The sequence below is a fragment of the Deferrisoma palaeochoriense genome (genome assembly GCF_054656955.1).
In genome coordinates this window covers 1-20,733 of the sequence record NZ_BAAHXI010000068.1, presented here as the reverse complement: position 1 = coordinate 20,733, position 20,733 = coordinate 1, and the positions used below count along the sequence as shown (strand labels likewise).

The window sequence follows — 20,733 nt, the reverse complement described above, 5'->3', positions numbered from 1 at the left end:
GAGGGCACCGGGCCCCGGAACCCGTTGGGGGAGTGAAGTTGATCCGGCACGACGGACGGGAAGCCAAAGGACACATGAAGCCCTTTTACTTTGTTGCGCTTGTGCTCGCCCTTGTCCTGGCCGCCTGCGCCGGGCCCCGGCCGGCACAAAAGCCCGGGCCGGAGGCCGGGAAGGAGGCGGCGCCCCTGGGGGAGGGCACGGCGCGGCTCGGGGCCCCGGGGCTCCTGGCCCGGGCCCGCACGGCCTTCGAGGCGGGGGACTACGGCGAGGCCATCGAGGGGGCCCGGAGGGCCCGGGCCATGGCCCCGGACCTCGACGAGGCCTGGCGCCTGGAGGCGCGGGCCCGGGCGGCCACCGGGGATCGGCCCGGGGCCCTGGCCGTGTGGACCGAGGTCCTGGGCCGCGTGCCCGGCGACCCCGAGGCCGCGGAGGCCGCCGCCCGGCTGGCCGCCGATCTGGGCCGGGAGGCCGAGGTGGGGGAACTCCTGGCGGGGCAGGGGGAGGCCGCCTCCGGCTGGGCCGGGTGGCTCGCCCTGCGGGCCGGAAGGCCCGGGAGGGCCCGGGACCTTCTCGCGGCCGCGGTGGCCGCCGGTCGCACCGAGTGGCGGGTGGCCCTGGGCCGGGCGCTTTTGGCCCTGGGGGACCTGGACGCCGCGGCCGCCGAGGCCGAACGGGCCACGGCGGAGCGCCCCGACGACCCCGAGGCGTGGCTCCTGGCCGGCGACGTCGCCCGGGAACAGGGCCTCGGCGCTGAGGCCCGGGCGGCCTACGAGGCCGTGCTGGCCCGCGACCCCGGCCGGTACGCGGCCCGGGTGAACCTGGCGTCGGTCCTCCTCTCCCAGGGGGAGGCCGGGGCGGCCGAGGAACTTCTGCGGGAGGCGGCCAAGGGGGCGCCGGACCGGCCCGAGGCCTGGACCAATCTGGGCCTGGCCCTTCGGTCCCAGGGCCGCTACGCCGAGGCGGCCGAGGCCTACCACAAGGCCCTCGAGGCCCGGCCGGGGTACCTGCCGGCGCTTAAGAATCTGGGCATCTGTTACGAGAAGTACCTGGGGCGGCTCGCCGACGCGATCCAGGTCTACGACCGGTACCTGGGACTCGCCCCGGGCGACGAGGAGGTGGCCCGCTGGCGCAAGGCCGCCGAGCGAAGGGCGGGGGAGAAATGACGGGCTTGGGAACGCGCGGTGCCGATCGGGCCAGAATGGGTGACGGCGCGGCGAAAGGGACTCGGGCGGCCGCAGGTAGTTGGTCGCGGGTCGCGGGTCGTTGGTCGCAGGTCGTAGGTCGTAGGTTGTGGAACTTCTGGAGGTCGAGGAACCCGCGGAGGTTATTGGTCGTTGGTCGTTGGGTTCCGCCTCCTCGGGACGGGCGGCAGTTGGCCCGACAAACGACAAACGACGAACGACCCGCGGCAGTTGTCCCGTCCGAACGTTCGCACGTCCCAGCGTCCGCACGGTCAACGATTCACGATTCCCGATTCCCGATTCACGGTTCAAGGCAGTTCCTCCCGCTCCTGGCCGCCCTGGCCGCGGCGCAGATCCTGGCGGGGCCGGTGCGGGCCGAGGGGCCGCCCAAGCCGCCGGCCGAGATCCGGATGAAGGAGGTGGAGATCCGGGGCGAGGTGGAGCGGCCCGGGGTGTTCTACGTGATTCCCCGCCGGGCCACCCCGCTCGATCTGGGCCCCCGCAACCGGGACTTCCGCCCCGAGATTTTGGAGCCGTTGATGCCGGCGGGACGCGAGGACGTTAGGACGTTAGGACGGTAGGACGGTGGGACGGTAGGACGGTAGGACGTTAGGACGGTGGGACGTTCCGTCCGCACGTCCGCACGTCCCAACGTCCGCACGGTTGTCCGTCCGCCCGTCCGCACGTCCTAGCGTCCGCACGGTCAACGATTCACGATTTACGGCAGTTGAAACGATTCACGGAAGTTCAGAGGAGTTCCATCCATGTGGGAAGGCATTGCACGGGCGTTTCAGGAGGGGGGGGTGTTCATGTACGCCATCACCGGGGCCCTGGGGTTCGGGGTGGCGGTGATCCTGGAGCGCCTGTACTGGCTGCTGGGGCGGTTCAACGTGGACGGCCGGAAGTTCTTCGGCGAACTCAGGAAGCTGATCGAGGCGGGGGACCTGGAGGCCGCCCGGGAACTCTGCGGCGACGCGCCCCTGCCCCGGATCCTCCGGGCCGGCATCGAGGCGGCCCTTCAGCCCGGGGCCTCGGAGCGCACGGTGCAAAACGCCGTGGACGAGGAGGCCCTGGCCGTGATCCCCAAGATCGAAAAGCGCATCCACTACCTCTCCATGATCGCCAACGTGGCCACCCTGATGGGGCTCCTGGGCACGATCCTGGGGCTCATGCAGGCGTTCCAGGCGGTGGCCGGGGCCGACCCGTCCCAGAAGGCGGCCCTGCTGGCCCGGGGCATCTCGATGGCCATGAACACCACGGCCTACGGGCTCATCGTGGCGATCCCCTGCATGGTGTTCTACGCGTTCCTCCAGTCGAAAGCCGCGAAGATCGTCGATGAGATCGACGAGTACTCGGTGAAGCTCATCAACCTGATCAACGCCGTGCGGCCCTGGGGGGGCTAGCCCGTGCCCGCGAAACGCCCGAGCAAGCGAAGGCACCGCGTCCACGCCGACGTGGAACTCAAGCTCATCCCCGTGATGAGCCTCCTCGTGGTGCTGGTGCCCATGCTCCTCCAGACCGCGGTGTTCCAGAAGATCACCTCGATCTCCATGAACCTGCCGAGCGCCGACGAGGTGCGCTACCTGGACGAGCCCACCCCCGAGGAACTCGCCAAGTCGGTGACCGTGGCCATGACGGACGAGGGGTTCGTGCTGGCCTCGGGGGACGAGACCCTGGCCCGGGTGCCCCTGACCGCCGAGGGGCGGTTCGATTTCGAGGGCCTGGGCCGGGCCCTCGCCGAGGCCAAGGCGAAATTCCCGAAGCAGGAGTCCCTGGTGCTCCTGGTGGAGGACGCCGTGGTGTACGACGACATCGTCCACGCCATGGACCGCGCCCGGCCCCATTTCCCCGACGTGTCCCTGGCCGACCGGGTCCAGGCGCCGGCGGAGGAGTGAGCCGTGCCGTTCTCGCCCACCAAGCGAAAGAAGCACTTCCGGCGAAAGCCCCGGGAGATGTCGCTCCAGATCACGTCGATGATCGACGTGTTCACGATCCTCCTGGTGTTCCTCCTCAAGAGTTATTCCACCGAGGGGCACCTGGTGCAGATCGCCGAGGCGATCCGGTTGCCCACCTCCACGGCGAGCCTCGAGGTCCACCCGGCCGTGGCCGTGGCGTTCAACAATGAGGCCCTTTATCTAGACGGGGAGTTGCTGGTGGACGACGTGGGGCCCCTCGTGGCCTCGGACGAGATGACGATCGAGCCCTTGCGGCGGGCCCTGGAGGAGCGGGCCGCCAGGGTCCGTGAGATCGCCGAGAAGAACCCCTCGGTCGTGTTCACCGGGGAGATCGTGCTCCAAGGGGACCGGGAGATCCCGTTCCGGCTCCTCAAGAAGATCATCTACACCGCAGGCCAGGCGGGGTACGTGAACCAGTCCCTGGCCGTGTTCCAGGAGGAGTAGATGGGGCTTGCGAAGCCCAAGCCGCTGGGGTCCGGGGAGCGCCGGGTCCTGTGGGTCCGGTTCTACCGGGGCGCCCGCCGGGTGGGGGAGGTGGCCTCCCCCGACGGCCGGGTGCGCTGGGGCCCCAGCGTGGGCATCGAGTTCGCCTACCCGGTGCCTGGGGTGGAGGAACGGGAGGACCTCTTTCTGCCCGGCGGCCGGCTCGTGGTCCGGCCCGGCATGGAGGGGGAACTCCGTGCCGGCCGGTCCCTGGTGGCCCTGGAGGACCTGGGGGACCTGGGCCTCCTGGAGGGGGGCCGCAAGCGTCGGTGGGTCCGGATCACCCCGGCCATGGAGGGGAGCTTCACATACCGGGACCTCCGGGTGGAGTTCGGGTACGGGCCGCCCCCGGAGTTGTCGCCGGCGGCGCGGCTGGCCAAGGTGCCCCGCCGGTTCCGCCGGGGGGTCCTGAGCCGGGAGGAGTGGCCGTTTGCGGTTTTCACCTGGCTCCTCTACGGGGGGCTTGCGCTCCTGTGCCTGCGGTTGGGGTCGGTGGAGGTCCCCCCGGCCCCCAAGCCCGAGGCGGTGAGCCAGCGGTTCGCCAAGCTCATCTACGAGGCCCCCCAGGAGCGCACCCGGATCCAGCAGGAACTGCTGGCCCAGAAGCGCGCCGAGGAGGCCAAGGCCGAGGCCCCGGCCCCCGAGCCGGAAAAGGCCCCTGAGCCCGAACCGAAGCCCGAGGAAAAGCCCCCCGAGCCCGAGGCCAAGCCGGAGCCGAAGCCCGAGGCCGAGACTCCGGCACCCGAACCCAAGGCGCCGGCGGCGGAGCCAGCCCAGGCCGAGGCGCCGAAACCCGAGGCCCCGCCGGGACCCCCCGGCCCCGCCGGGCCGTCGAAGGGCCCCAGCCGCGAGGAGATCCGGCGCAAGGTGGCCAAGCAGGGCCTCCTGGGGCTTTTGAGCGGGAGGGGGCGGGCGTCGGTGTCCCGGCGGAAGGGTTCCGTGCTGGAGGGCGCCGGGGCCGCGGCGGACCTCGATAAGGTGCTCGAAAAGGTCGAGGGGCTCGAGGCGGCCCCGCCCGCCGGCGGGGGCGGCGGCGGGGGCGGGACGGGCCCGGCCGTGGACACTGGCATCGACGAGGCGGCCCAGCGGGTGGCGGCCGCTCCTGAACCCGCCGAACTCGAGGCTCCCGAGGAGGAGCAGGTGGAGGCGCCCCAGGAGGAGGGGTGGGACGAGGTGACCCTGCGGGAGATCCTGGCCGAACTGCACCGGGCCGTGGGGGCGTATCTCGGGGGCCTTCGGTACCTCTACAACCGGGCCCTGCGGAAGAACCCGGATCTCGAGGGCAAATTCACCGTGCGGATGACCGTGGGCCCCGACGGAAAGATCCAGGAGGTGGAGGTGGTGGAGTCCACCCTGGGCGACCCGGACCTGGAACGGGCGCTCCTGGCCCGGATCCGGAAATGGACCCTCCCGGCCGTGGCCGACCGGCCGGTGACCGTGACCTACCCCTTCGTGTTCTTCCCGAGCATGTGATGGCGCACGGCGTGATCGCCTTTCTCGTGATGTTGGCCGTGGCCGCACCCGTGGCCGCTTCGCCCGCGTCCCGGGCGGCGGCCGCGGCGCGGGTCGAGGCCGCGCGGGCCGACCCGGGCGCCCTGGAGGCCCTGGTGGCCGACACGGCGGCCCCGGCGGCCGCCCGGGCCCGGGCGCTCCTGGCCCTGGGGCGCGGCGCCGGCCGTTCCCTTTCCCCGCGAACCCGGCTATTCGTGAAGGAGGCCCTGGGGGATCGGGCGGCGCCGGTGCGCCGGGCCGCCGTGCGCCTGGTCCGGGAGGCGGGCGACCGGGCCCTGGAGCGCGAGGTCTTGAAGCGCGTAGCCGAAGATCCCGACCCGGGGGTGCGGGCGGAGGCCCTGGATGCGGTGGAGCGGTGGACCCGGCCGACCCACCTCTACTTCCTGGAGGCGGCCCTCGCCTCGGAACACCCGGAGGTCCGGGCCCGCGCGGTCAGAAACCTGGGGCGCCTCGCCCGACGGGACCTTCGGCCCGACCTCGTGGAGGCGGTCCGACGGACGCTGGAGCGGGGTACGCCTGCCGAGCGGGCCTCGGCCCTCCGGGCCCTGGCCGCGTGGGGGGAGTTGGGCGATGAGGATCTCGCGGCGGTGATCGCGGCCCCGGACGAGGCGGAGTTCGTGCTCCTAGAAGCCCTGGAGGCAGCCCGGGGCCGGGCCGGACCGGCCCTGGCCGACGCCGTGGCCGACGCCTTGGCACGGGCCCCCAGCCTGCGGGCGGCGTGGGCCTGCTACGCCTGGCTCCGGGAGAACGCGCCGGGCCGGGACCCGGAGACCCCTGTCCTGGCCCGGATTCTCGACGGCGAGGTGCGCACGAACCGCGCCCTGGAGGAGTTCGCCCGCCACCTCCAGGCCGCAGGCTACCGCGTGGAGCACGGGAAGGCGGGGTGGAGAGTGTTGAGGAGGCCGTAGGCCGTGCGGATGGATACCGTGCGGACGTTGGGACGTGCGAACGTGCGGACGGGCCAGCGGCCGCCGGTCGTTCGCCGCGGGTCGTTGGTCGTTTGACTGCGCGGACGGACAAACCGTGCGGATGGATACCGTGCGGACGCTAGGACGCGCGGATGTGCGGACGGATCAACTGCCGCGGGTCGTTCGTCGTTTGTCGTTCGTCGAGAGAACTGCCCCCGGCTCAACTGCCGTGAATCGTAAATCGTGAATCGTGAATGGTTTCAACTGCCGCCGACCGTAAGGGGAAACGTTCCACGCCCGACGCCCAACGACGAACGACTTACGACCTGCGACCTACGACCTGCGACCCGCGACCTACGGAAGTTCCCCGACCTACGATTCACGGCCTTTCCCGTCCTACCGTCCCACCGTCCCAACGTCCGCACGCCCCTCACACAAACTGCTTCGCCTTGGCGGCTTCGGCCCGTACCACGTAGGCCACGTCCCAGTTCTCGGCCTCGTCCTCCCCCAGGATCCGGCGCAGCATGGTGGCGAGTTGCTCCTTCTGCTCCGGGGTCAAGAAGCCGAACCGCGCCATCTTCCCTAAGCTCCGAACGGCCTTGCTCCGCACGCCGGCGTACCGGTCCGAGAGTCGGCCCATGAGCCGGTCGAACATCTCGGCGCGAACGGCGGGCTCGATCCGGTCGGGTTTGGCGTGCTCGCAGATCTTCCCCACGGCCCGGGCCGCCGTGTCGCGGATCTCCGGGTTCGGGTCCTCCATGGCCTCGAACAGGAGCGGCAGGGCCCGCACCACCTCGGGATCCCGGATTTTCCCGAACGCGTAAAGCAAAAACACCCGGTCGTCGTCCTTGGTCGCGTTCCGGTAGGCTTCGAGGAGCGGCTCCACCGCGGCGTAGCCCATGCGGCCCAACACGGCCGCGAGGTGAAAGTGGGTCTTGAGGTCCGACTCGGCCAGCATGCCGAGGAGCACCGGGATCACCCGTTCCCGCTGCTCCGCCAGCACCTCCTCCGCCTGCTCCAGTACCGGAATGAGTTCCGGGTGATCCATCGGGTCGATGTAGAAGAGGGCGGCAACGGCCTGGACCGCCTCCTGGAACGCGTCACCTTCCAACTGGGGGAAAAGGTCCGAAAGGCCCTCGAGGCCCTTTTGGATCTTGAACTTATCCTCGCTTTGGAGTTCGGCGATCAAGCGGTCGAGCATGGGGCGTTCCTTTCCGTTGAGAAGGAATGAGGACAAAGGACGGGCCCCAGTCTACCGGTTTCCCGCCGGGATGCAAGGCGCTCAAGGGCGCCCCGGATTGTGCCGAAAGGAACGGGGAACCGGGGCCTCGCCTGCCCCGCGGAGGAGAACCATGACCCAACGGATCCCGTTTCGGCGGCGAACGTTTCTGGTGAAGCAAGGGTTCCAGCTCCGCTGGAGCCTGGCACCCGTGGGAGCCCTGCTGGTGTTCCTTTTGGTCGCCGGGGCGCACGTGTACCGGGGGGCCGAGGAGACGCTTCGGTTCGAGGCCTACCGGCCCCACAGCCGGGTCAAGACCACCTGGGAGCTCGTGGGGCCCCCGACCCTGGAGGCGGCCACCCTGGGCGGCGCGGCGGCGGCCGTGGTGCTGGGAGCATGGGGGCTCCTGTGGTTTCGCAGGTTGCGGCGGGAGTTGGCCGAACTCGCCTCCTGGCTCGAGCGCCGGGCCGAGGAGCCCGGGGCCGAGCCGCCCCGGTTCCGGGACCCCGAGATCCAGTTGCTGGCCGAGGGGCTCGCCCGGGGGGCGGCGCACTGGGAGGCGTGGCACGGCGAACTGGCCGCGGCGTGGGGAAGGTACCGGGAGGCGGTGGCTGCCGCCGAGCCGGACCCGGCGATCGTCCGCGATGCGCTCTCGGAGCTGCGGCGGACGGTGGCGCGGGTGCGGGTGGACGAGGGGGTGCGGTGATGCGCCGGTGGGGGGCGGCCGCCGTCGTTGTGGGGCTCGTTGCGTGGCTGTGCGTCCCTGCGTCCACGGCCCCACCCGAGAACCCCCACGGGTACATGGACCAGGAGGCGAACTGCGGGGGATGCCACCGCATGGAGCCGGACGGGGACGACTGGCTCCTGGATGCTCACATCTTCACCCGATCGGTGGTCGAGATCTGCAAGGAGTGCCATCCCGACGGCGAGATCGGCCGCTCCCACCCCGTGGACGTGGATCCGTACCGGGAACTGGGCCTCAGCGATCTCCCGGACACTCTGCCTCTCCAGTTGGTCGAGGGGGAGCGTGACGAGCTCATGACCTGCGGCACCTGCCACAACCCCCATCTGCCCCGGTTTTCGCCGAAGAAGCTCTACAAGCGCCAGCGCCCGTTTCCGGGGAAAGCGAAGCGGTTCCTGACCTATTTCCTCCGGGTGCGGCCCGACGATCCCCGGGACGGATTCGCGCCGCTGTGCAAGAGTTGCCATCCGAAGATGTAGGGGAGAGTCCCATGGCGTCCGAACCGAAGACCGTCGCCCCTGCCCACACGATCTCGTTTCTCGTGAAGGCCGCGCTCCTTTCGGCCCTGGCGTCGGGCCTGGGCCTGGGGGCTTTGCGCTGGGTGCTCGACCGGCCCCTCGGCCCCGAATACGGCGAGGCGCACCACGCGATCCGGTCGCTCTTGCCGCTGGTGGGGCCGGCGGTGGTGTTCTGCGGGGTGTCGGTGCTCTTGGTGGGTGCGGTGGCCCTGTTGATCCTGGGCGTTCTGGCCTCTCACAAGGTGGCCGGGCCCCTCTTCCGGCTTCAGCGAGTGGCAGGGTTCGTGGAGCGGGGCATCCTGCCGGGCCCGATCCATCTCCGGGCCACCGACCAGGGGGTGGCGCTGGCCGCGGCGCTCAACGTGTTCGTGGATCGCTGGAAGGCGGTGCTCCATGCCGAGGCCGCCCGGGTGGACCGGGTGGAGGAGGCCTGGGAGCGGTGGAGCCATGCCCGGGATCCCCGGGACCGGGCCGAGGCCCTGGAGGAACTCCGCCGGTTGGCCGGATAATGCGGGCACCGCCGTGATCTCGCCTTGACCCGCGGGGGTCGGTTGCACTATGTGAACCGGGCAAAGCCGTTGGTGGCAGGACGGTGGGACGGTAGGACGTGAGGACGCTGGGACGTGAGCACGCTAGGACGGTGGGATGGTGGGACGGTGGGTCGTTCCGTTCGCACGTCCGCGCGTCCCAACGTCCGCACGGTCAAACGACAAACGACCCGCGATCAACGACCCTCGGAAGTTGAAACGATTCACGATTCACGGCAGTTCCCCCGTCCGCACGTCCGCGCGTCCCAACGTCCGCACGGTTTCACGTCCGCACGTCCGCGCATCCCAGCGTTCGCGCGGATGGCCGTCCGCACGGACGGGGGGCTGCGGGGCGCCCGTGTCAGGAGTCGGTGGACAGACCACAGAGGACAGGGGTTCTCTGACCTCTGACTTCTGAATTCTGGCCCCTGACATGGGAGCCGTGCCCACGGGTTGGCCGGCGTGATGACGCCGGAATCCCGAATGTTCTTAGCCGCCTAGCTGCCGAGCAGCCCAGCCGCCTAGCCGAAGTCATTTGGAAGGAGCATTCATGTCCGGGAACGGGTATGTGGAGGAGGTGGTGCGCACCCTGCGCGCCAAGGGGATGAAGATCACGCCCCAGCGGGTGGCCGTGCTCCGGTTCCTGGAGGGGAACCGGGACCACCCCTGCGTGGAAGAGATCCACCGGGCGGTGACCCGGACCTTCCCGACCATTTCCCTCGCCACCATCTACAACACCCTGGAAACCCTGGAAAAGGTCGGGGCCGTCCGGTCGGTGTATGTGGGCACGGGCCGCAGACACTATGACCCCGAAACCCGCCCCCACGACCACGTGGTGTGCGTGCGATGCCGCCGCATCCAGGACGTGTTCCCCGAGGGCCGGCGGTTGGCCCGCATTCCCAGGGACCTCAAAGACAAATTTTCCGACCTTTCCGCCAGCGTGTTGTTCCAAGGCACGTGCGCCGACTGCGGTTCGTCCTCGCCGTCCTGATCGCCCTGGCGGCCGGCAGGGGGCAGGCCCAGGTGGAGGGGATGCTGACCGGCCGGCTGGAGTGGGCGGGGGAGGTCGAGGTCGCGGCCGACGTGTGGGTGGCCCCCGGGGCCGAACTTGTGGTTCGGCCGGGAACCCGCGTGCGCTTCGCCGAGGCCCCGAGCACCAAGACCGATCCCCTCTTTTGGCAGCCCGGCACGGAACTCGCCGTGGGGGGCGTGCTCCGGGTTGAGGGAACCCCGGGTGCCCCGGTGGTGTTCGAGGGCCCGGCCTGGGGCGGACTCGTGGCGGCACCGGGATCCGCCGTGACCCTTCGGCACGGGGTGGTGCGGGGAGCGGAGGAAGGGTTCCTCGTGGTGGGGGCGCTGGCCGAGGTCGAGGGGGTGCGGATCGAAGGGGGGGCAACGGGCGTCGTGGCCGGCCCTGGCGGACGGCTCACGGGCCGGGATCTGGAGGTCCAGGGCAGCGAGGTCGGGATCCTCCGGGCCGGGGGCGAACTCGCAGTGGAGGGGCTTGTGGTGGACGCGGCCGACGCGGGGACCCTGGAGGTGCCGGAAGCCGCGCCCGACGCGGTGCCCTTGGAGCCCCGAGCCGTCGCCGGCCCCCGGGTCGAACTGCTGGGGGAGTACACCGTGGACCGGGACGAGACCTGGTCCGGAGAGGTCGTCGTGTCCGGCCGGGTCACGGTGGTGCCGGAGGCGGTGCTCACACTGGCACCGGGGACCCGGGTGCGGTTCCGGCGGATCGACACGAACGGCGACGGCCTGGGGGAGGGGGAACTCCTCGTCCTGGGCGGCATCCGGAGCCTAGGGACCCTTTCGGCGCCCGTGGTGTTCGAGTCGGCCGAGGCCGAGCCCCGGCCGGGGGACTGGGACAAGGTGAGTCTGATCGCCTCGGAGGACCCCGGGAACCGATTCGCCTACACGGTGTTTCGCCACGGGGTCCAGGCCCTCCACGCCCATTTTTCGGCGATGACCGTGGAGGACTGCCTGTTCGCCGAGAACGTCCGGGCCGTGCAGTTCCAAGAGAGCCCGTCCACGGTCATCCGCCGCAGCGTGTTTTGGAAGAACAAGCAGGCCCTTCGGTTCCGCGACTCCCAGGTCGCCGTGGCCGGGGTCTGGCTGGGCCGAAACCTCTACGGCGTCCACGCGTTTCGCGCCAAGTTGGCGTTTACCGAGGGGGAGCTAACGGCCCACCCGCTGGGAAGCTTTCTCGCGAAGGAAAGCCGGGTCACCCTCGAGCGGGTCCGGTTCTCGGCCGGACGGGACGGGGCGAGGTTCAAGGATCCAGGAGGGGTCGTCGAGATCCGGGCCTGCACGGTTCGCGATGTGGCCCAGGACGCCCTTTCGTTCCAGGAGGTGGAAGCCCGGGTCGAGGGATGCGAGCTCGACGGAGCCGGGCTCGACCTAGTGGGGGCGGACAACGCCGAGGTCGTGCTCCGCCACAACCTCCTCGGCTTCTCGGGCCGGCACGCGATTCACGTGAGCGGCCCGGCCCGGGTGGACGCGCGGTGGAACCGGTGGGGGGGCGACCCGGCCGAGAGGATCCACGACGGAACGGACGAGCCAGGGCTCGGGACCGTACTGTGGGAACCCAAGGAGGAACCATGATCCGGACCGTGGTGGCCGGGGCTCTGATCGCGATCGCCATGGGGGGAGCGTGGGCCGAATCCCTCGACGCGATTCGGACGCGGCTCAGGGCGGAAGCCGGTGTGTGCGAGACCTCCCGGGACGACCGGGACCTTCCCATGGTTGGGCTCGTGGTTCTCCCCGGCGACACCCACGACCGCCTGGCCCGGGACCTGACCGGGCAACCCGAAACGGCCGGTGTGCTCCGCAAGGTGGCGCCGCGGCTGCGGCCGGGTGAGCGGGTGTTCGTACCCCGGGCGCTCCTGTCTCCACTCCTGGCCGACCCGCGGCTCGACGTGCTTCGGCTCGACGAGACCCTCCCCACCCTCTGGCGGCTCGTGCGCACCCGGGTGGACACGAGCGAGGGGGGGACGGCGGTGGCGGTCCGGAACCTCCAACGCCTCAACGGCATCACCGACCCCACGCGACTCCCCAGGGGGGCGCGGATTCTCGTGCCCCGTAGTCTCCTCAAAGGACGGGAGGCCGGCCCGGCTCCCCCCCTGCGGCTTTCTCGCCGGTACCGGGTGAAGGACGTTTCGGGGCTGGGCCGCACCCCGAAGGCGTCCCAGTTCCCGGCGGCACTGAGGCGCCGGCTGCGGGGCAGGCGCGTCTGGAAGCGTCAGCTTCTCCCCCGGAAACCCGACCTGGTGGTGATCCACACCACCGAGCACGGGGGGGCGCCGTTCGAAAACGTGGCGGCCTATATCCGGCGCAAACGCCTGGCCAACTACCTCATCGGACCCGACGGCACGGTGTACGAGATCGTGCCCGACCGGTACCGGGCCCACGGCTGCGGCCAGAGCCTCTGGGAAGGGCGTTACGAGGTGGACTTTAACGCGATCAACGTGGAGGTGTACGCGGACACCCGCGCGGGAGACGACATCCGCCCGGCCCAATACGAGGCGCTTCGGGCCCTTTTGGCCACCCTCCGGGGCCGGTATCCGGGCCTCCACGAGGGCCGGGTGGTGACCCACCGGATGGTGGCCTTGAACTACGCCACGGGTATGCGGGCGCGAAAGGGGGACCCCTACCGGTTCGACTGGGCCCAGGCCGGGCTCCCCGACAACAGCCAGATGATCGACCAGGACGTGCTCGTGGGTCGGGCAAAGCCGTGCTACGACCCCCGTTACGCCGACCGGGTGACCGAAGGCCAGGAGGCCGCCGCCCGCATGGGCGAGCTGTGAAGCGGCTGGGCGGCTGGGCAGCTCGGCGGTCAACGGCCGTTCGTCGGAGGTCGCGGGTCGTACGTCGTAGGTCGTTGGACTTCTGTGAGTCGTAGGTCGTAGGTCGTAGGTCGCAGGTCGTTGGTCGTGCGCAGTTGAAGTTGAACGATTCACGATTCACGATTCGCGATTCACGGCAGTTCCCCCGTCCGCACGTCCCAGCGTTAGCACGGTGAAGCGACTTGCGGTAGTTGACGGCCGTTCTCTCGACAAACGACAAACGACCAACGACCCGCGGCAGTTGTCCTTCCGCACGTCCACGCGTCCTAACGTTCGCGCGGTGGAACGACCTGCGGCAGTGCAAAAAAACGGCCTCGGGCCAGGAGGAAAGCCCGAGGTCGCGAACCCGCGGCCCGGAAAGGAGGGGAAAACAGGCCGCGGGGGAACGCTCCCTATATCAGTATAACCAGCCTCTTCCCGTAGGGAACCCCCGAATCGCTTCGGGGAGTTTTGGGGGCGTCGTTTTCCCGTGACGACAGGTGCGCTTCATGTCACCTCCCCGGAGCGTCCCGGGTCGGGTCGAACGGCCCGAGGCCGTCGGCGCCGAAGGTGAAGGAGAGGATCCGGGTGGTGCCGGTGTGGCGGCCGCTCGCGTAGTTCTCCTCGTGGAACGGCACGAGCACCCCGTCGACCTTGCGGAAGTCGGCATACTCCGTGGCGAAGGGGGCCGCGTGCCCGGGCGCCCGGAGCACCCCCTCCACCCGGTCGACCCGGCGGGTCACCGCGTTCACCCAGAACACAAGGTCGAGTTCCATGGACCAGGGAAGGCCCACGAGGCGGTACGTTTGGCCGTTTCGGGTGCGGTTGCCGCGATCCTCCAGGAGCTTGCGGTGGTGGGTGAACACCCACGGGATGGCCGAACGGAGGAGTTGATAGCGCATGGCCAGGAGGGGGAGTCCCCCCACCCGCTGAAGCTGGCCCGCATCTCCCCTCCAGCCCCGGGCACCGTTGAGAACGCGCACCTCGGTGGACCGGGGGTAGGCGATCTCGACCCGGAGCTTGTCGGGTGCCCGAAACTCCCGGACCATCCGGCCGACCTGGCCCCGGAGCCGGGCCGTGATCTCGGCCTCCGCCCGGAACGCCTCCATCCGGGCGGCCGCCCGGGGGCCGCCGTAAGCCGCGACCACCGAGTCGAGAAGCGCCGGGAGGTTCCCGGCCCCGGCCGGAACCGCGAGCAATCCGAAGAAAAGCAGGGCGAACGCAAACCGGATCACGGCAGATCTCCCAGTCCCAGCACCCGGGCGAGGTTGTCCCCCAGGACGGCGGCGCGCTCGTCGGCGGTGAGGCCGGCCGCTTCCATGTCCTTCAGGTACCGGGGAAGCCCGAGGAGCGGGTAGTCGCTTCCGAACACGAGCCGGTCGGCGCCGGCGATGTGCAGGAGTCGCCGATACACGTCGGGCTTGTAGAGGAACGGTCCGGCCGCCGTGTCGTACCACACGTTGTGGAGCACCTCGTCGGCCTCCCGCCGGAGGAGGTGGTACACGAAAAGCCCGCCGCCCCAATGGGCCAGGATCCAGCGGGTGCGCGGGTGGGCCCGCACCAGCGCGTAGATGTCCTCGAGGCCCATGGGGGCTTTGCCCGGATACGCGTGACCCACGGCCTCGTTGGTGTGGAGGAGCACCGGGACCCCGGCCTCGGCCGCCAGTTCGGCCAGGGGGCCTAGGGCGGCCCGCACATCGGCCCCGAGCCCGGCGCCGTAGGTGGCGATCTCCCCCAGGCCCCGGGCCCCGGCGGCCAGGCACCGCTCGGCCTCCCGCAGGGCGGCCCGGCCCCGCAGGGGGTTCACGCAGGCGAAGGGCACGATCCGGGCCGGGAACCGGGCCGCGGCGTCGAGCACGTAGTCGTCGCACAGCCGGGTTTTGCCGTCGTCGTTCCAGGGGAACCCGAACGCCACGGCGGCCTGGATGCCGTTTTCGTCGAGGTAGGCCACGAGCTCGGTCGCCCCCACGAGCCGGGCCTTGGGGTCCTCGTAGAGGAGACGAAAGTCGGGTTCGCCTCCGAAGAATGCCTCCCGGTCGGCCCGGAGTTCCGGGGGCGCGATGTGGGTGTGGGCGTCGAGGATCATCCCGTTTTTCCTGAAAAACGTGTATCTTTTGCCGCGATCATACCGGCCGCTCCGGCCGGTGTCCACAGCCGCCGGGCGGCCAGAGCCAGAACCGCGGTGGAGGCCACCCGTCCCACGTCCAGCGCGGCCGCCCCGGCCACCACCCCCACCCAGTCGAATCCGGCGATCCCCACGCACAGGCCGAGGCCGATCGCGGCCACTTCGGCCGCGGTCGAGGTGGTGACCGGGCCCGTGCGGCCCCCGTGCACGAACAACGCCCGGAGGAACGAGAGCGCCACCGTGAGGGCCGGCACCGGCACCAGGAGGGCCGCGGGCACGAACGCGAGGGCGGCGAGATCGGGCCGAAGGCCCGACACCCCTTCGAACCAGAACCGGGCGAGGGGGGTGAGGGCCACCAGGCCGAGCCCCAGGGACGTGGCGGCCCCGAGCCCCGCGGCGAACCGCCGAAGCGGCCGGTATCCCTCTCGGCCCTCCCCCAAAAGCGCGATCGCCACTTCCTGGAACGAAAGTCCGAGACAACTGAACAGGAACACGAGCGAGCGCACCACCGGGAACACGGCCAGGCTCGCCACCGGCTCCCGCGCCCGGGCCAAAAAGAACGTGATCGTGGGATGCACGGCCAGGGTGAGGAGGGTGCTCAGGGCCAGCGGCAGGTAGAACCGGGCGATGTCCCGGTACCCCGGGGGCGGGGCGGCCGCCGGCACCTCCCGCAGCTCCGCCAGGGGTTTCCCGGTCATGAGCCGCACGGCCAGGGCCTCGGCCGTGACCCCGGCCGAGAGGGCGGCGGCCCCCACGAGGGCCCCGGCCAGGCCCGTCGGGGCCAGCGCCAGGGCGGTGGCCGCCATGCCGGCGAGCCGCACGGCCGTGCCCAGGCCGACCCGCCGGGTGCGGCCGACCCGGATGAGCACTCCCTGGAGGAACCGGCGGTACCCGATGACCCCGGGCCAGGGCAGGAGGAGCACGAGGGCCGGGTGGGCGAGCCGGGCCACCGGCGCCGGGAGCCCGAAGAGATCGTCGGCCAGCACCCGGAACACCGGGGGGAGCACGGCGACGGCCAGGGCGGCCGTGACCAGGGCGGAAAGCCCGTAGCTGAACCGCCGGAGCCGCTCGGTGGACGGGGCGTCCCGGGCCAGGGCCGTCACGGCCGCCATCAGCATGATCACCGGAGCCTCGAACACCAGGGCCAGGGAAAAGGCCACCCCGAAGGCGGCCAGGTTTTCCTTGGGCGCGGGGAGCCTGGCCACCACCGCGGCCAGGAACGGCCCCTCCACGCTCATCATGATCCAGGTGGCGGCGAGCGGGGCCCAGAAGGCGGCGATGCGGCGGGCGGTGAGCTGGGACGAATCGGGCGTCATGGTCTCCTCGGAAGGGAAGGGGAGGCTACCAACCCGGCGCCCCCTGTAGCAAGGCCACGGGTGGTGTGATCCCTCGGTCATTTTCCCCCTTGCAACGGTGAGGGCGGAGCGTATGATTCGCGCCGAATCGGCACGCCGGGAGCGCGGGCAACCTCCCTTCCACCCGCCAAAAACGGGGCGATCGTGAGTCTCCCCCGCGCTTCCGCCGGGGCGGCCGGTTCGGGTACACCTATTGGAGGCTCGCCATGCGGATCGCCCTTGCCTACAACGCCAAGCCCGGCGTGCGCACCGAGATCGCCCGGCTTCGGCCCGAGTTCCTCGTTCCCGAAGACGAAGACGAACCGCCGGATCGCGGCGGCGTGGGCACCGACGAGGACGCCTACGCCGAATGGGACACCTCGGAAACCATCCTGGCGGTGGCCGACGCCCTGGCCCAGCGGGCCGAGGTGCGCCTCGTGGAGGCCCGGGACGGGTTCCCCGAACGGGTGCGCCGGGCCGCGCCGGACCTCGTGTTCAACATGGCCGAGGGGCTCCACGGCCCGAGCCGTGAGGCCCAAGTCCCGGCCGTCCTCGAACTCCTTCGCATCCCGTACACCGGTTCCGACCCCCTGACCCTGGCCGTGTGCCTCGACAAGGCCTGGACCAAGGCCGTGCTGGCCCATGCCGGCGTGGCCACGGCGCCGTTTGCCGTGCTGGAGGGGCCCGACGAGGTCTCGCGGGCCGGGGAAGTCGGGTTCCCGGCCATCGTGAAGCCCGCCTGGGAGGGGTCGAGCAAGGGCATCCGCGACGACCAGGTGGTCCGCACCCCGGCCGAGCTCGCCGCGCGGGTGGGGCGGGTCTGGGACACGTACCGCCAGCCCGTGGTCGTGGAGAAGTTCCTCACGGGCCGGGAGTTCACGGTGGCGATCCTGGGGAACGGCGCGGACCTCCGGGTGCTCCCCCCCGTGGAGATCCGGTTCGACGACCTGCCCGCCGGGGCGAACCCGGTGTATTCCTGGGAGGCGAAATGGGTCTGGGACCGGCCCGAGGCCCCCCTGGACCTCTTCGAGTGCCCGGCCCGGCTCTCCCCGGCGGAGGCCGCGGAGATCGAGGACCTCTGCCGCCGCACGGCCCGGGCCCTACGCCTCAGGGACTGGGCCCGGATCGACCTGCGCATGGACGAGCGGGGCCGCTTGCACGTGCTCGAGGTGAACCCCCTGCCCGGGGTGCTCCCGCGCCCCGAGGACAACTCGTGCTACCCCAAGGCCGCCCGGGCCGCCGGGTTCGACTACCCGTCCATGATCTGGGCCGTGGCGGAGGCCGCCTGCCGCCGGCTCGGGCTGGAGCCCCCCCGATGAGGCCCGTGGTTCTTCTCCACAACGCCGTTCCCCCCGGAGCCGACCCCTCGGAGGCCGGGGTGCTCGACGAGGTCGCCGACGTCCGGGAGGCCCTGCGGGCCGCGGGCACCGAGGCCGAGGTCCTGGGGATCTCCCCCGCCGACGCCCTCCAACGCCTGGCCGAGCTCGCCCGCCGCCCGGAGCGGCCCGTGGTGGTGAACCTCTGCGAGGGGCTCGGGGGGGAGGCCTTGCATGAGGTGACGGTGGCCGGGATCCTCGAGGTGCTGGGAATCCCCTTCACCGGCAACTCCCCCCGGTCGCTCGCCTGGTGCCTCGACAAGCGAGTGGCCAAGGCCGTGCGCGGTGCGGCCGGGGTGTCCACCCCCCAGGCCCGGGTGTTCCGGGCCCTGCCGAAACTGAGGGCCCTCGAGGGGCTCACGTTTCCCCGGGTGGTGAAGCCGAGTCGCGAGGACGCGAGCCTCGGGGTGGACCAGGGGGCCCTGGTGCACACCCCGGAGGCCCTTCGGGACCGGGTGGCCTGGTGCCTCAAGACCTTCCGCCAGCCGGTCCTGGCCGAGGCCTTCGCGCGCTCGGCCCCGCCGACCCGGGGCCGCTTCTCGAGATCGTACGGGCCACGGGGGTGTTCCGGCCCGAGGAGGTCGAGGTGGCCGCGGAGGTGCTTTCGGCCGCGGCCGAGCGGGGCGAGGCCTCGGGGTATAGGTGCCGGGTGGCCGAGGGGCCGGAAGGGCCCGTGGGGTTCGCCTGCTACGGCCCCACCCCCTGCACCCGGGGCACCTACGACCTCTATTGGATCGCGGTGGCCCCCCGGGCCCAGGGCCGGGGCGTGGCCCGGCGGCTTCTCGAGGCCGTCATCGCCGAGGCCCGGGCCGAAGGCGGCCGGCTCCTCGTGGCCGAGACCTCCGGCACCCCGGCCTACGGCCCGGCCCACCGGCTCTACGAGGCCTGCGGGTTTCGGCTCGCGGCCCGCATCGACGACTTCTATCTTCCCGGGGACGCGAAACTCGTGTTCGTGCGTTCCCTCGGAGTTCCGCCCTCACCCTAGCCCACAAGGAGGCAACCGACGATGGAACAGTGGCGGAAGCTCCTCGCCTCGGCGGTCCGGGAGCCGAGGCAGCTCCAGCGCCTTTTCCCGGAGCTGGACGTGGCCGCCCTCGAACGGGTGGTCGAGAAGTACCCGATGTGCGTGAACCCGTACTACCTGAGCCTGGTGGGATCGCCCGACGACCCGATCGGGCGGCAGGCCATCCCCCACCCGGCGGAGCTCGAGCGGTGGGTGGCCGTGGAGGACCCGCTCGCCGAGGAGAGCATGAGCCCGGTGCCGTGCCTGGTGCACCGGTACCCGGACCGGGCGCTCTTCCTGGTGACGACCCGGTGCGCCATGTACTGCCGGTTTTGCACCCGCAAGCGCAAGGTGGGCGAGGACCACCCCGTCACCCGGGAGATGCGGCGGGAGGCCCTGGAGTACATCCGGCGCACGCCGGAGATCCGCGACGTGATCGTGTCGGGCGGGGATCCGTTCCTCCTGGACGACGAGGATCTGGACGAGGTGCTCCGGGGGGTTCGGAGCATCCCCCACGTGGAGATCGTCCGGATCGGCACCCGGGTCCCGTGCACCCTGCCCCAGCGGGTGACCCCCCGGCTCGTGGCGGTGCTCAAGCGCTATCACCCCCTCTACGTGAACGTGCACTTCGAGCACCCCCGGGAGGTCACCCCGGAGGCCCAGCGGGCCCTGCGGCGGCTCGCCGACGCCGGGATTCCCCTGGGCAACCAGTCGGTTCTGCTGCGGGGGGTGAACGACGACCCCCGGGTCTTCCGGGAGCTCAACCAAAAGCTCCTTGCCTGTCGGGTCCGGCCGTATTACCTGTACCAGGCTGATCTCGTGGCGGGAACGGAGCACTTCCGAACCCCGGTGGAAACCGGGATCCGGGTGATCGAGGGCCTGCGGGGCCACACCTCCGGGCTCGCGGTGCCCCAGTTCGTGATCGACGGCCCCGGAGGCGCCGGGAAGATCCCGCTCCTGCCCGAGTACGTGGTGGAGCGGACGGCCGAGCGGGTTGTGCTCCGGAACTACTGCGGTAAGGTGACCCTCTATCCCGAGGTGCCGCTGGGGCCCGGGGAGGCCGAGGCGTCGGCGGCGACGGTGGGCTTCTGAGAAAGGGAGGATGCGACGATGAAGATCCGTTGGGTTGCGGCGGTGGCGGTGGCGGGCCTCGCGCTCGCCGGGTGCGGGGTGTCGAAGCAGATCGTGGCCGAGAAGGACGCGGCCCTGACCGCCTGCCAGAAGGACCTCGAGGCCTGCCGGGGCGAGCGGGCGGCGGCCCAGGCCGAGGCCGACCGGCTCAAGGCAGACCTCTCGGGGGCCCGAGCCGCGGCCGACAGGACGAAAGCGGATCTCGAGGCCTGCCGGAAGGACGCGGCCGCCAAGGGCGAGGAGGCGGCCGGCCTCAAGGCCGAGCTCGACCGGTGCCGGGCCGACGCCGAGGCGGCGAAGCGCCGGGCCGAGGAGCTGGAGCGCCGGGAGGCCGAGCTGCGGGAGAAGCTCAAGGCCGAGATCGAGGCCAAGAACGTGGAGATCGAGCGGCTCAAGGGCCGGCTCGAGGTCCGGGTGCTGGACGGCATCCTCTTTCCCTCGGGAAGCGCCGACATCCTGCCCGAGGGGAAATCGGTGCTCGACCGGATCGCCGAGGTGCTCAAGAACGACCGGGGGCTCGTGCGGGTGGAGGGCCACACCGACAACGTGCCCATCGGTCCCAACCTCAAGGACAAGTACTTCTCCAACTGGGAACTCTCGGCCGCACGGGCCGCGAGCGTGGTGCGCTACTTCCAGTATGCCCACGGCATCGACCCCAAGCGCCTCGAGGTGGTGGGCCTGAGCGCCTTCCACCCCGTGGACACCAACGACACCCCCGAGGGCCGGCAGCGAAACCGCCGGGTCCAGATCGTGCTGACCGCCCAATAACGTGTTGCCGGGGGGGGGCGCCGCCCCCCCCCCCGCCTCCCTCCCAAGCCTGTCTCTTATAAAAAAAATAACCTTCCCAACAATACAAAAACCTTTATATATACGTGGTCGGCGTAAGATTAAAAAATGG

Annotated in this window: 21 protein-coding genes; 17 read left to right on the top strand and 4 right to left on the bottom strand. The window is 71.1% G+C overall.

Annotation, left to right across the window (positions count from 1 at the left end):
- Nucleotides 1-74 precede the first annotated feature (74 nt).
- From ACYQ8L_RS15500 to ACYQ8L_RS15470, 7 genes are all read left to right on the top strand, one after another.
- Nucleotides 75-1,163 carry a tetratricopeptide repeat protein gene (locus tag ACYQ8L_RS15500; protein WP_459942720.1) on the top strand — a complete coding sequence of 363 codons (1,089 nt, stop codon included), beginning with the start codon at nt 75-77 and terminating at the stop codon, nt 1,161-1,163.
- A 386-nt stretch (nt 1,164-1,549) separates the two neighbouring features.
- Nucleotides 1,550-1,762 (top strand): hypothetical protein, encoded by a 213-nt coding sequence (locus tag ACYQ8L_RS15495; RefSeq protein WP_459942719.1) that lies wholly within the window; start codon nt 1,550-1,552, stop codon nt 1,760-1,762.
- Between the two features lie 183 nt (nt 1,763-1,945).
- Complete coding sequence (locus ACYQ8L_RS15490; protein ID WP_459942718.1) at nt 1,946-2,584, top strand: MotA/TolQ/ExbB proton channel family protein; 639 nt, start codon at nt 1,946-1,948, stop codon at nt 2,582-2,584.
- A gap of 3 nt (nt 2,585-2,587) precedes the next feature.
- Nucleotides 2,588-3,076, top strand: coding sequence for an ExbD/TolR family protein (locus ACYQ8L_RS15485; protein ID WP_459942717.1), 489 nt, complete (start codon nt 2,588-2,590; stop codon nt 3,074-3,076).
- A 3-nt stretch (nt 3,077-3,079) separates the two neighbouring features.
- Nucleotides 3,080-3,580 (top strand): ExbD/TolR family protein, encoded by a 501-nt coding sequence (locus tag ACYQ8L_RS15480; protein ID WP_459942716.1) that lies wholly within the window; start codon nt 3,080-3,082, stop codon nt 3,578-3,580.
- Nucleotides 3,581-5,092, top strand: a complete 1,512-nt coding sequence (locus ACYQ8L_RS15475; RefSeq protein ID WP_459942715.1) for an AgmX/PglI C-terminal domain-containing protein — start codon at nt 3,581-3,583, stop codon at nt 5,090-5,092.
- Nucleotides 5,092-6,039, top strand: coding sequence for a HEAT repeat domain-containing protein (locus tag ACYQ8L_RS15470; RefSeq protein WP_459942714.1), 948 nt, complete (start codon nt 5,092-5,094; stop codon nt 6,037-6,039). Before ACYQ8L_RS15475 ends, ACYQ8L_RS15470 begins: the two co-directional genes overlap by 1 nt.
- A 430-nt stretch (nt 6,040-6,469) precedes the next feature.
- Here the strand turns inward: ACYQ8L_RS15470 and ACYQ8L_RS15465 are convergent, their stop codons facing one another.
- The gene (locus tag ACYQ8L_RS15465) at nt 6,470-7,240 is read right to left on the bottom strand and encodes a HEAT repeat domain-containing protein (protein WP_459942713.1); all 771 of its coding nucleotides are present in this window, start codon (nt 7,238-7,240) and stop codon (nt 6,470-6,472) included.
- Nucleotides 7,241-7,391: 151 nt separating this feature from the next.
- Between ACYQ8L_RS15465 and ACYQ8L_RS15460 the strand changes: the two genes are divergently transcribed.
- The 6 genes from ACYQ8L_RS15460 to ACYQ8L_RS15435 all read left to right on the top strand — a co-directional run bounded on the left by ACYQ8L_RS15460 (nt 7,392) and on the right by ACYQ8L_RS15435 (nt 12,848).
- On the top strand, nt 7,392-7,964 hold the full coding sequence (locus ACYQ8L_RS15460) for a hypothetical protein (protein ID WP_459942712.1): 573 nt from the start codon (nt 7,392-7,394) through the stop codon (nt 7,962-7,964).
- A complete protein-coding gene (locus ACYQ8L_RS15455) occupies nt 7,964-8,479 on the top strand; it encodes a hypothetical protein (RefSeq protein ID WP_459942711.1) in 516 nt (171 codons plus the stop codon). The genes ACYQ8L_RS15460 and ACYQ8L_RS15455 overlap by 1 nt, the downstream gene beginning before the upstream one ends.
- Before the next feature lie 11 nt (nt 8,480-8,490).
- Nucleotides 8,491-9,027, top strand: coding sequence for a hypothetical protein (locus ACYQ8L_RS15450; protein ID WP_459942710.1), 537 nt, complete (start codon nt 8,491-8,493; stop codon nt 9,025-9,027).
- A 568-nt stretch (nt 9,028-9,595) separates the two neighbouring features.
- On the top strand, nt 9,596-10,036 hold the full coding sequence (locus ACYQ8L_RS15445; protein WP_459942709.1) for a Fur family transcriptional regulator: 441 nt from the start codon (nt 9,596-9,598) through the stop codon (nt 10,034-10,036).
- On the top strand, nt 10,003-11,646 hold the full coding sequence (locus ACYQ8L_RS15440) for a hypothetical protein (protein WP_459942708.1): 1,644 nt from the start codon (nt 10,003-10,005) through the stop codon (nt 11,644-11,646). The genes ACYQ8L_RS15445 and ACYQ8L_RS15440 overlap by 34 nt, the downstream gene beginning before the upstream one ends.
- On the top strand, nt 11,643-12,848 hold the full coding sequence (locus tag ACYQ8L_RS15435) for an N-acetylmuramoyl-L-alanine amidase (protein ID WP_459942707.1): 1,206 nt from the start codon (nt 11,643-11,645) through the stop codon (nt 12,846-12,848). The genes ACYQ8L_RS15440 and ACYQ8L_RS15435 overlap by 4 nt, the downstream gene beginning before the upstream one ends.
- A gap of 530 nt (nt 12,849-13,378) precedes the next feature.
- Here ACYQ8L_RS15435 and ACYQ8L_RS15430 read toward each other — a convergent pair.
- Genes ACYQ8L_RS15430 through ACYQ8L_RS15420 form a run of 3 tightly spaced genes read right to left on the bottom strand, consistent with a single transcriptional unit; the run spans nt 13,379 to nt 16,307 of the window.
- The gene (locus ACYQ8L_RS15430) at nt 13,379-14,101 is read right to left on the bottom strand and encodes a LolA family protein (protein ID WP_459942706.1); all 723 of its coding nucleotides are present in this window, start codon (nt 14,099-14,101) and stop codon (nt 13,379-13,381) included.
- Nucleotides 14,098-14,952, bottom strand: a complete 855-nt coding sequence (locus ACYQ8L_RS15425; protein ID WP_459942705.1) for an amidohydrolase family protein — start codon at nt 14,950-14,952, stop codon at nt 14,098-14,100. Before ACYQ8L_RS15425 ends, ACYQ8L_RS15430 begins: the two co-directional genes overlap by 4 nt.
- On the bottom strand, nt 14,949-16,307 hold the full coding sequence (locus ACYQ8L_RS15420) for a hypothetical protein (RefSeq protein ID WP_459942704.1): 1,359 nt from the start codon (nt 16,305-16,307) through the stop codon (nt 14,949-14,951). Before ACYQ8L_RS15420 ends, ACYQ8L_RS15425 begins: the two co-directional genes overlap by 4 nt.
- Before the next feature lie 245 nt (nt 16,308-16,552).
- Between ACYQ8L_RS15420 and ACYQ8L_RS15415 the strand changes: the two genes are divergently transcribed.
- From ACYQ8L_RS15415 to ACYQ8L_RS15400, 4 genes are all read left to right on the top strand, one after another.
- Nucleotides 16,553-17,644 carry a D-alanine--D-alanine ligase family protein gene (locus tag ACYQ8L_RS15415; protein ID WP_459942703.1) on the top strand — a complete coding sequence of 364 codons (1,092 nt, stop codon included), beginning with the start codon at nt 16,553-16,555 and terminating at the stop codon, nt 17,642-17,644.
- A 307-nt stretch (nt 17,645-17,951) separates the two neighbouring features.
- On the top strand, nt 17,952-18,686 hold the full coding sequence (locus tag ACYQ8L_RS15410) for a GNAT family N-acetyltransferase (RefSeq protein ID WP_459942702.1): 735 nt from the start codon (nt 17,952-17,954) through the stop codon (nt 18,684-18,686).
- A 21-nt stretch (nt 18,687-18,707) separates the two neighbouring features.
- Nucleotides 18,708-19,796 carry a KamA family radical SAM protein gene (locus ACYQ8L_RS15405; RefSeq protein WP_459942701.1) on the top strand — a complete coding sequence of 363 codons (1,089 nt, stop codon included), beginning with the start codon at nt 18,708-18,710 and terminating at the stop codon, nt 19,794-19,796.
- Between the two features lie 18 nt (nt 19,797-19,814).
- On the top strand, nt 19,815-20,603 hold the full coding sequence (locus tag ACYQ8L_RS15400; RefSeq protein ID WP_459942700.1) for an OmpA/MotB family protein: 789 nt from the start codon (nt 19,815-19,817) through the stop codon (nt 20,601-20,603).
- Nucleotides 20,604-20,733 lie beyond the last annotated feature (130 nt).